Genomic DNA, 14,476 nt, shown 5'->3' with positions numbered 1-14,476 from the left:
TATTCACCGTGGCGCATTGCGCCCCGCCCGCCGGCGCCAACACGAGGACACCATGGGGCTCCTGTTCGAGGACGACTTGCACGACCGGCTCGGCACCTGGCCGCTCGCCTACATTCCCTATGGCGGGGCCGATTTCGGCGAGGTGCTCGCCGCCGCCCGCGCCGTCGGCAAGGGGGACGATTCCGCTTATTTCGAGGCCTGGAACACGGCGGCGGACCGCCTGATGGCGGAGGCGCAGGACGCCCTCGCTCTCGGCCGCCGCGCCAGCGCGCGCGACCTCCTGTTCCGCGCCAGCGCCTTCTACGCCACCGCCTATCATCCGCTCTATGGCGCAGCGGTGGACCGGCGCCTGCGCGCCGCCCACGCCAACCAGACCCGCGCTTTCGACCAGGCCATGTCGCTGCTCGAGGCGCAGGCGACGCCCCTCAGCATTCCGTTCGAGCGCTGGTGGCTGCCGGGCTATTTCATCCCCGCCGCGACCCGTCCGATGTCGCTGCGCCCGCTCATCATCTTCATCAACGGCTATGACGGCACGATGAGCGACGTCTATCTCGCCTCGGTCGTGGCGGCGTCTCAGCGCGGCTATCATTGCATGATCTTCGACGGCCCCGGCCAGGGGGCGATGCTCGTGCAGGGCAGCGCCAAGATGCGGCCCGATTGGGAATCCGTGATCGACGCCGTGCTCAACGTCGCCCTGACGCTGCCGGTGGTCGATGCGAAGCGCATCGCCGTCAGCGGCTGGAGCCTCGGCGGCCATCTCGCCTTGCGCACGGCGGCCTGCGACCCGCGCATCGCCGCCTGCATCGCCGACCCGGGCATCTGGAGCATGGCCGGGCCGCTGCAGGACCTCGGCGCCCAGCTCGGCGTCGAGCCCCACGAGATGGAGGACCTCTCCAACGTCGCCCCCGATGTGCTGGAGCTCCTCGATTCGGCCATCGATTTCGACCGCACCCTGACCTGGAAGATCAAGCGGCGCGGCTTCTGGGTCCACGGGGTCGACACCCTCGCGGATTATCTGAACGAGATCTCGAAGTTCACCCTGAACGGGATCACCCACCGCATCACCTGCCCGACCCTGATCACCCAGGCCGAGAACGATCCGCTGGCGAAGAGCGCCGAGGCCGTGTTCGAGGCGGTGCGGGGCCCGAAGACGCTGATGCCCTTCGAGGCGGCGGACGGGGCCGGCGATCCGTGCGAGATGGGCAACCGTTCGCTCCTCAATCGCCGGGTGCTCGATTGGGTCGACGAGGTGTTCGCCTACTGACCCCCCTCCCCCGCAAACGACGAAGCCGGAGCGCACAGACGCTCCGGCTTCCTTTGTTCTGGCCCTGTAGCGCCCCACCGCCCCTCACGGCGGGCGCGATGCCGGCCTCAGGCGGCGCGATGCGACGGCCGGGAGTCGTGGTGCGGACGGGCGTGGGTGTGCAGCGCCGCCGCGTCCATCCGCTCAACCTTGAGCATCAAGGCCGCGTGTTCGGATTCGACGTCGGCAAGCGCCGAGGCGGCCTGATCGCGCTGCGCCTCGAGGCCGTGCACCGAGACCATCAAATTGTCCCGCCGCTGCCGCGCCGCGCGCGCAAAGGTCGGGTAGGCGAAGTGAGACGGGTCGGTGACGCCGCTCTTCTGCTCCTCGACCGCGATCTGCTGGTCGAGCTCGCCGGCCATGCGCATCAGATCGGCGATCATGTACTCGATCTGCGCGAGGCGGCGGCGCGCCTCGTCGAGTTGGAACTGCTTGGAGCGAAGGTGTGTGTCGCGCGGCTTCATCTGGTGTCACTCCCTTATGAAGGGGAGGATAGAGCGTGAGTCTTTCCAAAAGGTTGGCCGCGGCTCTTCAGATCACGAATGCGTTGGGGCGTCGGTAAGGGAACGTTTACCGGTTTGAGTAACCATTCGGCTCGGCCATCGGCTGGGATTGCACTTCGAAGGAAAGCAGGGCGACGCCCCGGCTTCCCGGCGCGAGGCGCATTGCAACAGGTTGGAATGCCTCGCTTTCAGAGGCCTTCCACAGGTTGGGACGCGCTCGTCGTTAACGGGATTTGCCTAGGCGAATCGCAATCTGTTAACCCTTCTTGAGTACCGTTGAGTCGGGACACCAGCAGTCCTACGCAGACGCTTCCGAAGCGCGACGGCCCTTTTGCGACAGCGAACGGGCGACCGTCGTCGTCGTGCCGAGAGGTCCGTCGAACACGAGGTAATTGGCATGCGCGTACTGCTGATTGAGGACGACAGCGCGATCGCGCAGAGCATCGAACTGATGCTCAAGTCGGAGCGCTTCAACGTCTACGTCACCGACTTAGGCGAGGAAGGCATCGACCTCGGCAAGCTCTACGATTACGACATCATCCTGCTCGACCTGAACCTGCCGGACATGTCCGGTTACGAGGTGCTGCGGGCGCTGCGCCTGTCCAAGGTGAAGACCCCGATCTTCATCCTCTCGGGCCTCGGGAACATCGAGGACAAGGTTCGCGGCCTCGGCTTCGGCGCCGACGATTACATGACGAAGCCGTTCCACAAGGACGAGCTCATCGCCCGCATCCACGCGGTGGTGCGCCGCTCCAAGGGACACGCCCAGTCCGTCATCCAGACCGGCGACCTGCTCGTCAATCTCGACACCAAAACGGTCGAGGTCGGCGGCACCCGGGTGCATCTGACGGGCAAGGAATATCAGATGCTGGAGCTGCTCTCGCTCCGCAAAGGCACCACGCTGACCAAGGAGATGTTCCTCAACCATCTCTATGGCGGCATGGACGAGCCCGAGCTGAAGATCATCGACGTCTTCATCTGCAAGCTGCGCAAGAAGCTGTCGGCGGCGACGGGCGGCCGAAACTACATCGAGACCGTGTGGGGCCGTGGCTACGTCCTGCGCGAAGGCGACGAAGAGGCGGTGCGCGACAGCGCCTGAACCGCCTCCCCCGGGCCGACGGGCGCCGCTCAGGCGGCCCGTTCGCCCGCGACGAAGGTCACTGTGTCGCCGTCCTTGGCGATGCGGATCGAGATGCCGATCGAGCGGGCGAGCAGGCCTGCATAATACGGCACCACGGTATGAGCATCGAGCGGCTCGATCTGGGTGCCCGCGATCAGGGCCTCGTAGCCCGGCGGAATGCGGGCATGCGAACCGGTCGCCGCGACGACGAGATCGCCGTTTTCGGCCGCGCCGGCCGCCCACACCCTCAGCGACCCTCCGCGCGGGACCGCCTGCAGCGCCAGAACGATGAGGACGAGGAGAAGCTTGACGCGATCCTTCGCAACCAGCGCGGCCGGGATGCGCCAATCGAGGCTGGTCTTGTCGCCCTCGACATATCCGCGCGCCAACCGCTCCGCATCGTTGAGATCGACCGCCGCCCCGGCCGAGCCGGCGAAGCCGAAGGCGAGCCGCGCGAATTGCAGCCGCGCCGACGCCTGCCGTGCGCTCTTGCGGATAAGGTCCATGGCGACATCGCGCATGTCGCCCGAATCGTCCTCGTCGAGCACCTCGAGCCCGTTGTTGATCGCCCCGACCGGACTGATGACGTCGTGGCAGATGCGACTGCAGAGGAGCGCGGCAAGGTCGAGGCTCATCGGGGGCTGGCTCATCGTTGGGCTCGTCGGTAGCGGACAGGTCGGGCACGCCGGCGAAGACATCGCGGCGGACCGTTCGGGGGCGGGAGCCTTACACGCCGCCCGGTCCAGGGACAACATCGACCCGAGTGACGACATCGGACCGACAGACCACATCGACTCCAGAGAAAGCATCGACGACCGGCCGCACCGGCCGACACCGCCACTCTCGATCGGGGCGCGCGGGGGCGCAGCGGACCACCAAGGAGACCACGCCCGATGATCGCACCCTTCGTCAGGCTCGCCGCCGTCCTCGTGATCCTCGGCGCCACGATCACGCTCGCCCGCGCCCAGAGCGACGGATCCGACCCATACACCCTGCCGAGCAACGCCTCGCCGGCCCCGGCCGCCGCCCAGCCGATCGCGCCTGCGGCCCCGGCCCAAGGTGCGCCTGCCCAAGGCGCGCCGCCCGCCCAAGGCGCCCCCAACAGTAGCACCTACAGCTCTGCCGAAATCCTCAAGACCGGCCACCATTTCTTCGGCTCGATCTCCGGCGGCCTCGCCACCGTGATCGAACAGGCGTTCGCGAAATATGGCGAGCCGAACGGCTATATCCTCGGCCAGGAGGCGACCGGCGCCCTGTTCGGTGGCCTGCGCTACGGCGAGGGCGACCTCTATCTCCAGGGCCAGCCGGCACAGCACGTGTTCTGGCAGGGACCCTCGCTCGGCTTCGATCTCGGCGGCGACGGTGCCCGGGTGATGATGCTGGTCTATCGCCTGCCGAGCATCGATACCCTGTTCCAGCGCTTCGTCGGCGTCAGCGGCTCGGCCTATGTCGTCGGCGGCTTCGGCATGACGCTACTCGCCGTCAACACCACCTATGTCGCCCCGATCCGCTCGGGGGTGGGCCTCAGGCTCGGAATCAATCTCGGCTATCTGAAATTCACCCCCCAGGCGACCTGGAACCCGTTCTGAGCCGCCCGTGTCCGCTTCGCCCCTATCTTTTTGAAGGCGGACCATCTTATCTGCGAACGAGAGAGTTCCATTCACGGGACGCTCCGGCCGACCGGATCGGGCCGCCGCCACGCGCGAACCTCCCTTCGCCGTGACGGAGGCGCGCCAGATCGGCCGCGGCGGAACGCGGGGTGGCGTGCTGGGCCGGAGCCCGTGAGCACGCGCGCCGCGGCGCGCCGGCGGGCGGACCGTGCGGAGGGTGAGACTTGAGCGAGACCGATCTCATCAACGTGGCGACCGCCGTGGTCGGCACCATCGTCCTTCTGATCGTGCTGGCCTTCCTGCTGCGACGGCCGCGCTACAAGCGGCGCGAGATGCGGCCGGCCTCCGCCAAGCGGCCCGAACTCGACAAGCTGCGCGCCGAGCATGCCATCGCGATCCGCCAGCTCGAGGCGCGCGTCGAGGCGCTGAATGAGACTTTACGCCGCGCCCGCATCGAGAATGCCCGCCTGCGTTATGCCCAGCCCGGCGCGGCGACCGCGATGCCGGCGATCCCGATGCCGGCGCCGGACATGCCGTCGCCCCATGGCGTAGCGCCTCATGGGGTGGCCCCCGCGGACCCCGATGCGACCGGGGCCGCGCTCGCCGCCGCGGAAGCCCGCATCGCGGCGCTGCTCGCCGAACTCTCCGCGGCCAAATCCGCCGCCGCAGCCGCACCCAAGGCACCCGATGCCGACGACCGCCGCGAGGCGTTCGCCCGCCTCGCGCTGCGCGAGAGCGCCGTCGCGGCGCGCGAGAGCGCCCTCGTCCAGCGCGAGCATGGCATCGCCGCCCGGACCGAGAGCGAGACCGCCGCCCGTGAAGCGGCAAACCGCGAGGCGGCACTCGCCGAGCGCGTCGCCGCCCTCGAGAGCGAGAACGCCGCGCTGAAGCAGGCGCCCGCCGCGGCACCGGCCGAGCCGACTGCGCCCGAGCCGCCTCCCGCACCGGCGGCAGCCCGCCTCGAAGACGTCGAGGCCGCCCTGCTGCGCCAGCGGCTTTCCGACATCGCCGCCGAAGTCGCCGCGATGACGGCCGCCGTCGAAGGCAGCGGCGGGCCGATCGACGAACTCCTCGCCAGAGACGCGTCCGATCTCGCCGCGCCGGGCAGCGCCCCGAGCCTCGCCGAGAAGATCCGCCGCCTGCGCGAACGCACCGCACCGGAGAGCAAGGCCTCCTGAGGCGCGGCGCAGATTTGACCTGAGGATCGCTTGATGATGATGCGCAAGGGGCTACTCGCCCTCGCCGGGCTGATGGGCGCCGCCGGTGTCGCCGCCGCGGCGGCCGGCGCTCACCTCGGCTACGCCAATTTCCCGGTCGCGGCGCAGTTTCTGATGCTCCACGCGGTCGCCGTCGCCGCGATCGTGGCGATCCGCCCGTTCGGCGGACGGCTGCTCGACGTCGCGGCCGCGATCCTCGTTCTCGGAACGCTGTCGTTCTCCGGCGGGCTGATGAGCACGGACGCCTTCGGCGCCCCGCCCTTTCCCCATGCCGCGCCGTTCGGCGGCACCGCCTTGATCCTCGGCTGGCTCGTCGTCGCCGCCGGCGCCTTCACCCTGCGCCGGAGCGCGTGACAGCGTTAGTCCACACTGCCGACGCGAAGCGTCATCGGTTCGGCCCGACGAGATCGCCCGGCGCCTCGACGACCGCGCTGCCGGTGGCGCTCACCGTATCGGCCGCCGTGCCGCCGAGTTGCTTGACGCGCTCGCCGTAGGACCGCCGCGTGCCGCTGTCGATCGCCGCGACGGGGGCGCTGAGCACGAGCCCGGCCGCCTGCCCGACGGTCGCCGCCGCGCCGGTCGTCACTTGGCCGATGCGCTCGCCGAGGCTGACATTCATCGTCGTGACCGAATCCCCTTCCGCGAGGCGCGCCCCGATGAGCTGCACCACCTCGGGGCTCGAGGCGAACTTGCCGTGGTTGAGCGGATCGTCGGTCTTGAGCTTGGTCAGGTCGATGACCTTGATGTCGAAGCGGGCGAGTTCGGACTTGTAGGGTTCGCGCTCCGGATCGACGGCCCCGAGGCGGGAGACGTTGCCCGCGATGGTGCGCGACAGCGCGAGCGCCCGGTCGTCCTGGGACACGAACAGGATGAATTGCGGCCGCGGCGCGCGGATATCGGCGATCTGGCTGCGGAACACGTCGACGTCGACGTCCGGCGCGGCGAGCATCACGACGTTGATCTTCTTGGGCAGCCGACCGCCGTGGCGGATCGCCATCTGGCGCAGCGTTTCCAGGGTGACCCAGTTCCCCATGGAATGGGCGAGGATCGAGACCTCGTCCACCTTCGGGTCCTTGGCGAGGGTCGAGAGCACCTCTTCGAGGGCGTCGCGGGAATAGGTCGAGCTCTCGCGGTCGTAGTTGTAGGCGAGGAGCTGGCCGCGCGACGGCCAGGTGAACAGCACCGGGGCCACCGGCGCGCCGGAATCGTGAATGATCTGGGCGAAGCGGTAGACGGCGTCCTCGAAGCTGCTGTTGTAGCCGTGGACGAAGACGAGCACGCGCCGCGGCCGGTGGGCGGCGGCGAGGCGATCGAACACCGGCCGCACCTCACTCTTTTCGAGGACGTCCGCCTTCACCGTCACGAAGTCGCGGGCCGGATCGGCCGGCAGGCGCGAAGGCCATTGAACGTCGCCGCGGGTGCGGTTGGCGTCCGGCGGGATCGAGACGACGATTTCCGCATAGCGCGCATCGAGGCCGCGCTCGCCGGAGAACATCACGCCGCGATTGGTCTCGTCGAGAGCGCGGGTGGTCGCGACGACCATGTCGACCCGGCCGGTGCCGGGCGTGTTGACGGCCTCGGGCACGAGCACGCCCCGCGCCCGGCCGCCGCAGGCACCGACGAGAAGGGCGAGTGCCACACAGGCCGCGCCGCGCATCCATCTGCGATTCCGCGTCGCCGCTGCCATCATCCTCGTCCCGCCTCTCCGCCGGCCAACAAACGACACCGGTCCGTCCAGACTTGACGAACTAACGCAGCGGAAGGCCATGTGTCACGCCACCAAATCTGGAGGACGACGCCTTGCTGAAGCTGATCGATCCGGTGCTCGGCCCGGACCTGCTCTACATTCTCCGCGCCATGGGCCACGGCGACGAGATCGCCATCGTGGACGCCAATTTCCCGGCCGAAACCATGGGCCGCCAGGTGGTCCGGCTCGACGGCATCGCCGCGACCCACGCCGCCGAGGCGATCCTCGCGCTGCTGCCGCTCGACGAGTTCGAGCCGGAAGCGGCCTTCGTGATGCAGCAGGTCCATGCCCCGGACGAACTCGCGGAGATCTGCCGGGAGTTCGAGGCCCAGGTCGACCGTGCCTCCGACGGCCGCTTCGGCGTCAAGTCGATCGAGCGCTTCGCCTTCTACGAGCGTGCCAAGGGCGCCTTCGCGATCGTCCAGACCGGCGAGCGCCGGCTCTACGGCAACCTGATCCTGAAGAAGGGCGTCATCACGCCGCCGTCCCAGGACTGATGTCCGCGGATTGAGGTGCGAGCAACGAGTGGGCCGCCGCGTCGCGCGGCGCGCCCCTCAGATCGAACGGATGTGATTGTCCCACGAATAGGGCGTCTCGATCCGCTCGGAGCCGTGGCCCCCTTCGCGCAGCAGGGTGCCGCGGCCCGAGGTCAGGAGGAAGCCCGCCTCGAACGGTGCGGCGCCGCAGCCGTCCACGAGGTCCTCCTTGGCGAGGAGGCGCCGGCTCGCAGCGTCGAAGGTGAGCACGGTGCCGCCGACGGGGCTCGCGATCACGATGCGCCGGCCGGTGACGTCGGCAGCGACCGATCCGACATATTGCTGGAGCCCGATGCGGGCCTCGTCGGGCAAGTCGACGAAGGCGAGCGGTTCGCCGCGCCGATACACGGCGAGCAGCGGGACCGGGTTCGCCTGGTCGCCCTGCCATTGACAGCCGATCCAGGCCTGCCCCGCCGCATCGACCGCCATGTGCCGCAGGCTGAGTTCCTTCAGCGCCGCCGGCGGATCGACCCGCTCGACGAGATCGCCGGTATCACGGTCGATCCAGGCGATGGAGGGCTCCATCGCATCGAGGTCGAGCTTGGCGCGCGGATAATCGGGATGGGTCGCGATGCCGCCGTTGGCGACGACGAGCGAGCGCCCGTCGGGGGCGAGCAGGAGCTCGTGCGAGCCGATGCCGTGGCCGGGCAGTTCGCCGATGCGGCGGAACCCACCGGTCGCGTCATAGACGCCGACCACCGCCACGCCGTCGTCGAAGGCGTTCTCGGTCGCGTAAAGCAGCCGGCCGTCGGGCGAAAAGGCGCCGTGCCCCTCGAAATGGCGATCCGACGGCGTCTCGAAGGCATGAACGGCGGTGCCGGAGGCGCGATCGACCGCGAGCGCGAAAGTGCCCGGCCGCCGCGCGAAGGCGACGCACCAGCGGCCCTGACGGTCCATGGCGAGCGAATGGCCGCGCCCGGCGAGCAGCTCGGTGCGCCGCACGGTGCCGGCCGCATCGAGTATCACGACAGCGAACTGGCCGTCCGGCGTCTTGCAGCAGGAGGCGTAGAGCGGCTCGGCATCCGCCGCCCGGGCAATCCGCCCGAGGCTCGGCAGCACCGCGACGGCCCCCGCCGCCGCGACGAGGAAAGCGCGGCGATCAATCTCCATCGAGCGCATTGAACCCCGCCTTGAGCCCGAGCGTGGCGCCCAGCGGCCCGCCGATCGTCTCCCGCGCGCTGGCGAGCGCAATCATCACATAATTGAGCCGCGCCCGTTCCTTCGGGTTGGTCGCGAGGATCTCCGGGCTGGCATCGGCCTTGGCGAGAACGTTCGCGGCATTGCCGATCTCAAGCAGAATCGAGCGGCGCATCCAGGCCTCGCTGTCGGGCAGATCGTCGGCGAGCCCGCTCGTCTCGACGATCTGGCGCAGCGCGTCCACGGAAGCCCGCAGATAGGGGAGCGTGTTGCCGCTCAGCCAATAGGGGAAGCGGCGCGGCTTGGCGTCCTCCGGCTTCGCCCCGAGCGCCGGGCGGATCGCAAGATCCCGGGTCTGTTCGAGGCCCGTCGTGATCGCCTTGACGATCTCCTGCGCCGCCTCGGCGCCGGTGCGATAGACCGCGTTGTTCGGCCCCGGGAGGAGGATCTGCTGGGCCGCGCCGCCCTCCTCGGCCCATTCGTCGCGCAGCGTATCGGCGATGTCCGACATGTTCGCGGCGACGAGGCTCGCAAGGCGGCATTTGCGCCCGAAGGTCGCCGCATCGGGGTCCGGGTGGACCGTGCCCTTGCCGTCCTTGTCGAACATCAGCCGCTCGAAGGCGGGAAGGCCCTGGATCGCCGCGCTCTGGCCGCGCAGCCGGGCGATGTCGAAGCTGTCGACGTCGGGGGCGGCGAGGATCTGGCGGAGCTGCCGCTCGACGAAATTGCGCGGGTCGGGCCAGAACGCCATGCGCTCCAGACGGTGCTCGACCAAGGCTGGCCCGAAGCGGAGGAAATCGGCGCCGGCCCAGGCGGTGACGAACGTGCGGTACGCCGCCGCGACCCCCTCCCCGTTCGCCGCGGTCGGCTGCGCGCAATAGCGCACCGTGATGCTCTTGAGGCCCGCCGCGGCGTCGGCCACCGCCGCATAGGTCGGACGAATGTAGCGATCGACCGCGAGCGCGACGATCGCCTTCTGACGCGCCGGGGCGTTGGCGACCGCGACGATCGGCACCGAGGCATCACCGCCCGGCGCCGGCGCGCCGGGCGCCGGGTCCGCCTTCGTGGCGGTGGCGTTCGGCGCGGCGTTCGGCTGCACCGTCTGGGCGAAGGCCGGCACGGCCGCGAGGAAGGCGACGACGAACGAACAGGCGAGCGGACGACGCATTACAGCCCCTTGAGATAGGCGACCAGCGCGGCACGATCGGCGGCGCTGAGGCCTTCGTAGCGCATCTTCGCGGCGGATGCTTCCCCGCCATGCCAGCGAATCGCTTCGTCGATCGATCCGGCCCGCCCGTCGTGGAGAAAGCGCCTGGCGCCGGTTCGGCCGTCACCGAGGCCGGCGAGGGGCGCCGTGCGCCATTCGAGTGCCGTCGCGACGCCTTCGACCGCCGGATCGGCGAGGCCCGGCCCAAGATCATGCAGCAGGAGATCGGTGAAGGCCGGCACGGTACCGCCGCCGACCGCCGGCATCTCGGGGACGTGGCAGGCGCCGCAGCCCGCCGCCACGAAGAGCGCGCGGCCCGCCGCGCCGTCGGCCGCCGGCGGCCGCGCCTTGAGGCTCGCCAGATAGGCGTCGAGCATGGCGAGCATCTCGGCCGTGACTTCGGTCTCGGTCATGCCGTCCCGGTCGCCGTGGCGGGCGGCGAGGCAGTCCTTCTGAGCCGGCGTGCAGTCCCCGGCCGGATTCGGATAGAGCGGCGTCGAGAGGCCGATATCGAGCGAGAAGGCGCCGGCGATCTGGCTCTCCAGGGTGGCGTGGCCCGCCCGCCAGCCGTAACGGCCGAGCACGGTGCCGCCCTTGCCGTCGTCGAGGCGCTGTTCGCGGCCCGAGATGCCGTCGCCGTTGGCGTCGTCGGGATCGGCGAGCGCCGCGACCGCCGCCTCGTCGATGCGGTCGAGCGCCGCCCGGCCACGCAGCGACGGGCCTGTGCGCACGCCGAACACGGTTCCCGGCGCGAGCGGCCCGTAGCCGAAGGCGGAGAGGACGACGGCCGTGTGCGGCCCGGGCTCGCCCGCCGCGGGCGGCACCAGGTTGAACTCCGTCTTCGCCTCCGCGATCTGGCCGGCGAGCGCCTGCGGCTCGATCTGGCGGCCATAGACCGGATCGGGACCGCCTTCCGCGTTGGAGAGGCGGACGATCAGCCCGGCGCCTTCGAGCGAACCGTCTTCGAGCGCGAGGATCTGGGACGGGCCGGCATCGCGGTGGCAGCCGGTGCAGGAACGGGCGTTGAAGAGCGGCCCGAGGCCGTCGGCCGAGCGCGTCGACGCGCCGCCCGCGACCCACATGCGCTTGAAGATCGCACGGCCGAGGACGGCATCGAGATCGCCGGCCGCCGCCGGCGCGAGCGCGGCCGCGAGCGAGACCGCCGCAGAGATGAGGAGGCGGGCTGGCCCCATCAGGCGACCCTCAGGAAGCCCATCATCCCGGTCTCCTGGTGCTCGATGATGTGGCAATGGAGCATCCAGTCACCGGGATTGTCGGCGACGAAGGCGACCTCGACCCGCTCCTTCGGTGCGACGAGAACGGTGTCGGCGAAGTGGGGGATCACCGGCCCGGCGCTCGACTTCACTACCCGCCAGGTGTGGCCATGGATGTGGATGGGGTGGACGTGGGGCGTGACGTTGGCGAGCTCGAAGACATAGCTGCGGCCGCGCTTCAGGTCGGCGAGCGGTGGGGGCAGCACCGCGTGGCCGCGGTTCGGCCACGGCGCGCGGTTGATCGCCCAGAAGGTCTTCTCCGACGCGCAGAGCGGTCCGAAGGGAATGCCGTCGGCACCGCCGACCGCCGCGCCGGCCGCGGTCGCGCTGAACACGAACGGCATCCGCTCGGCCGCGCCGAGGTCCGGCTCGGGGATCGCCGGGCGCACCAGGGGCGCCGGGTCGAAGGCGCCGCGGGCGAGCGTGTCGCCGGTGGCGACAAGCGTCGAAAGCACCACCGGCTCGGCGGCGAAATAATCGACGACGCGGACCTCGCCGCCGGTCGGCGGCATGCGCACCACGAGATCGAGCCGCATCGCCGGGCCGAGCCGCCACGTCTTGAAGGGCACCGGCGGGATACCGGCGCCGTCCACCGCCACGATCGCGGCCTCCGCGCCCTCGATGCCGATCTCGGGCACCCGCGTCGGGTCGACGTTGATGAGGCGCAGCCGCACGTCGCCGCCGGCGGGAAGCGCGAAGCGCGGCGAGACCGCGCCGTTCACGGTGCGCAGCGCGCCGAAGGTGCCGGCCTTGCTCGCGCCGCTGTCGGTCAGGAAGGGCAGGAAGCCGCCCGCGGCGCCGTCCGTGCCGACCCGCCAATCCTTGAGACAGAGCAGTTGGTCGGCGTCATAGGGCCGGGTCTCGTCGCCCTCGACGATGAGGACGCCGATGAGCCCGCGCCCGATCGATTCCGCCGTGTTGCAATGGGTGTGGAACCAATAGGTGCCGGGGTCGGGCGGCGTGAAGCGGTAGGTGAAGCGCGAGCCGAACGGGATCGGCTTCTGGGTGAGGTAGGGGACGCCGTCCTCGGCGTTCGGCAGGCGGACGCCGTGCCAGTGGACGGTGAGATCCTCCTGGCCCTCGGGAATGCCGTTCTCGACGGTCGCGACGAGGGTCTCGCCGAACCGCAGCCGCACCACGTTCGGGAAGACGTCGCCGGGCGCGAAGCTCCACAGCGGCAAAGCGTGCCCGCCGAAGGCTGGCAGGGCGGTCGCGCGCGGGGCCGGCATCAGGCTCACCGCCACCTCGCGCGCCGGCGCCGGCACGGCCGTCTGCGAAAGCTCCGCCGTGGAATAGGCCGCGGCACGGCCGACGAAGACCCGGCCGGCGGCGTAGGCTCCAGCGCCGGCCAGGGCGGTTGCCGCGAGGCCCAAGGTGAAGCGGCGGCGCGTCGGCATGATCAACTTCGTCCCCAAATCCGCGTGGCCGACGATCCTGCCCCGGCCGCACCCTTCGTCACAACGACGATCGCCCGAGCCTCCGGCCCGGGCGATCCTTGGTCCGGCCTGTCCGTTTGGAACGGCCTCAGTTCGCCTTCACCGCGCCCGGATTGTCGAGGCTGTCGGAGCCCTCGACGGTGATCTTCAGATCGAGCGCGGCGACGACGCCCTCGATCGCCCGGGTCTGGGCGACGAGCGCGGTGACGACGTCGTCGATGATCTTGTTGCCCTCCGGATTGTCGGGCCCGATCATCTGGTCGTAGGCTTCCTTACCGGAATCCGCCCGGTCCTTCATGATCTGCATCTTGGCGAGCGTCGCCGCGAAGGCGTCGTCGAGACGGGTCGCCGCCTCGGGCGCCTTGGCGGCCGCGAGCGCCTGGATGCTCGGCCCGGTCAGCGTCGTGCCGTCGGTCCGCTTATAGGTCCCGGTATAGATCGCGTTCATCCCCACCTCGTCGTAATAGTGGGAATTGTGGGTGTTGTCGGAGAAGCAGTCGTGCTCCTCCTCCGGGTCGTGGAGGATGAGGCCGAGCTTGATGCGCTCGCCGGCGAGCTCGCCGTAGGACAGCGATCCGAGGCCGGTCAGGATCGTCGAGAGGCCACCCTCGGGGCCCTTGGCGAGAAGCTGCTTGCGCGCCTCACCCTCCGGCTTCCAGGCGTCCGCCATGAATTTCAGGTCGTCGACGAGGAGATCGGTCGCGACCGAGAGATATTGCCGGCGCCGGTCGCAATGGCCGTGGGTGCAGGCCTCCAGCGAATAATCGGTGGCCGGGCGGTTGCCGGCACCCGGACCCGTGCCGTTCAGATCCTGGCCCCACAGCAGGAACTCGATGGCGTGGTAGCCGGTCGCGACGTTCGCCTCGACGTCCTGCGCACCCTGGAGCTTCTCGGAGATCAGCTCCTTGGTGATCACCGTGGCGTCCACCGTCTCGGAGCCGATGCGGATCTTCTCGTGGCCGACCACGTCGAGCACGTAAAGCGGGTTCGAATCCGAGCTCTCGCCGTAGGTCTTCGGATCGACATAGTCGATCAGCCCCTCGTCGAGCGGCCAGGAATTCACCTTGCCCTCCCAATCGTCGACGAAGGCGTTGCCGAAGCGGAAGCCCTCGCTCTGCTGGTAGGGCGCGCGGGCGGCCTTCCAGGTGGCGCGGGCGGCGGCGAGGGTCTGATCGTCCGGCTTCGCCAGGAACGCGGCGACCGAGGTCTTAAGCGCTTCGGCGGTGGTCGCCGCATCGCCGTAGATGGCGGCGGCGAGGTCCGCATAGTGCCCGACCACCGCCTCGGGGGCCGGCGCATCGGCGGCCCGGGCGGGCCCTGCCAGCGCGACGACCGGCAAGAGGGCGGCCAGGAAAAGGTTCAAACGGCGCATCTGCGGCTATCTCC

The 14,476-nt window shown here is 70.0% G+C and carries 14 protein-coding genes; 6 read left to right on the top strand and 8 right to left on the bottom strand.

Translation table 11 applies throughout. The annotated features are described in order from the left end of the window. Positions 1-52 precede the first annotated feature (52 nt). Positions 53-1,264, top strand: coding sequence for an alpha/beta hydrolase family protein (locus F0357_RS14640; protein WP_153483298.1), 1,212 nt, complete (start codon positions 53-55; stop codon positions 1,262-1,264). 107 nt (positions 1,265-1,371) lie between these two features. Here F0357_RS14640 and F0357_RS14635 read toward each other — a convergent pair whose 3' ends face one another. Next, on the bottom strand, positions 1,372-1,767 hold the full coding sequence (locus tag F0357_RS14635) for a flagellar export protein FliJ (protein ID WP_246161469.1): 396 nt from the start codon (positions 1,765-1,767) through the stop codon (positions 1,372-1,374). 436 nt (positions 1,768-2,203) lie between these two features. Here F0357_RS14635 and ctrA point away from each other — a divergent pair, with 436 nt between their 5' ends. After that, complete coding sequence (ctrA, locus tag F0357_RS14630) at positions 2,204-2,905, top strand: response regulator transcription factor CtrA (protein ID WP_153483294.1); 702 nt, start codon at positions 2,204-2,206, stop codon at positions 2,903-2,905. A gap of 29 nt (positions 2,906-2,934) precedes the next feature. On the opposite strand, the gene chpT is transcribed toward ctrA, so the two are convergent. After that, entirely contained in the window at positions 2,935-3,576 is a 642-nt protein-coding gene (chpT, locus tag F0357_RS14625; RefSeq protein ID WP_246161468.1) for a histidine phosphotransferase ChpT, read from the bottom strand. Positions 3,577-3,819: 243 nt separating this feature from the next. Here chpT and F0357_RS14620 point away from each other — a divergent pair, with 243 nt between their 5' ends. The 3 genes from F0357_RS14620 to F0357_RS14610 all read left to right on the top strand — a co-directional run bounded on the left by F0357_RS14620 (position 3,820) and on the right by F0357_RS14610 (position 6,107). Beyond that, a complete protein-coding gene (locus F0357_RS14620) occupies positions 3,820-4,515 on the top strand; it encodes a DUF1134 domain-containing protein (protein ID WP_153483286.1) in 696 nt (231 codons plus the stop codon). Positions 4,516-4,760: 245 nt separating this feature from the next. Continuing rightward, a complete protein-coding gene (locus tag F0357_RS14615; RefSeq protein WP_153483282.1) occupies positions 4,761-5,714 on the top strand; it encodes a coiled-coil domain-containing protein in 954 nt (317 codons plus the stop codon). Positions 5,715-5,747: 33 nt separating this feature from the next. Further along, entirely contained in the window at positions 5,748-6,107 is a 360-nt protein-coding gene (locus F0357_RS14610; protein WP_246161467.1) for a DUF423 domain-containing protein, read from the top strand. Between the two features lie 31 nt (positions 6,108-6,138). On the opposite strand, the gene F0357_RS14605 is transcribed toward F0357_RS14610, so the two are convergent. Continuing rightward, positions 6,139-7,410, bottom strand: coding sequence for an alpha/beta hydrolase (locus tag F0357_RS14605; RefSeq protein ID WP_153483273.1), 1,272 nt, complete (start codon positions 7,408-7,410; stop codon positions 6,139-6,141). Between the two features lie 143 nt (positions 7,411-7,553). On the opposite strand from F0357_RS14605, the gene F0357_RS14600 reads away from it, so the two are divergent. Further along, positions 7,554-7,997 carry an RbsD/FucU family protein gene (locus F0357_RS14600; RefSeq protein WP_153483271.1) on the top strand — a complete coding sequence of 148 codons (444 nt, stop codon included), beginning with the start codon at positions 7,554-7,556 and terminating at the stop codon, positions 7,995-7,997. Positions 7,998-8,054: 57 nt separating this feature from the next. On the opposite strand, the gene F0357_RS14595 is transcribed toward F0357_RS14600, so the two are convergent. The 5 genes from F0357_RS14595 to F0357_RS14575 all read right to left on the bottom strand — a co-directional run bounded on the left by F0357_RS14595 (position 8,055) and on the right by F0357_RS14575 (position 14,462). Beyond that, positions 8,055-9,146 (bottom strand): DUF1513 domain-containing protein, encoded by a 1,092-nt coding sequence (locus tag F0357_RS14595; RefSeq protein WP_208948350.1) that lies wholly within the window; start codon positions 9,144-9,146, stop codon positions 8,055-8,057. Further along, positions 9,136-10,341 carry an imelysin family protein gene (locus tag F0357_RS14590; protein WP_153483267.1) on the bottom strand — a complete coding sequence of 402 codons (1,206 nt, stop codon included), beginning with the start codon at positions 10,339-10,341 and terminating at the stop codon, positions 9,136-9,138. The genes F0357_RS14595 and F0357_RS14590 overlap by 11 nt, the downstream gene beginning before the upstream one ends. Beyond that, positions 10,341-11,573 carry a di-heme oxidoredictase family protein gene (locus F0357_RS14585; RefSeq protein ID WP_153483265.1) on the bottom strand — a complete coding sequence of 411 codons (1,233 nt, stop codon included), beginning with the start codon at positions 11,571-11,573 and terminating at the stop codon, positions 10,341-10,343. Before F0357_RS14585 ends, F0357_RS14590 begins: the two co-directional genes overlap by 1 nt. Then, positions 11,573-13,051, bottom strand: coding sequence for a multicopper oxidase family protein (locus F0357_RS14580; RefSeq protein WP_153483263.1), 1,479 nt, complete (start codon positions 13,049-13,051; stop codon positions 11,573-11,575). Before F0357_RS14580 ends, F0357_RS14585 begins: the two co-directional genes overlap by 1 nt. Before the next feature lie 127 nt (positions 13,052-13,178). Continuing rightward, on the bottom strand, positions 13,179-14,462 hold the full coding sequence (locus F0357_RS14575) for an imelysin family protein (RefSeq protein WP_153483256.1): 1,284 nt from the start codon (positions 14,460-14,462) through the stop codon (positions 13,179-13,181). Positions 14,463-14,476: the final 14 nt, after the last annotated feature.

It is taken from the genome of Segnochrobactrum spirostomi, from assembly GCF_009600605.1.
Lineage (GTDB): Bacteria > Pseudomonadota > Alphaproteobacteria > Rhizobiales > Segnochrobactraceae > Segnochrobactrum > Segnochrobactrum spirostomi.
This window is presented reverse-complemented; position numbering and strand designations above follow the sequence as displayed.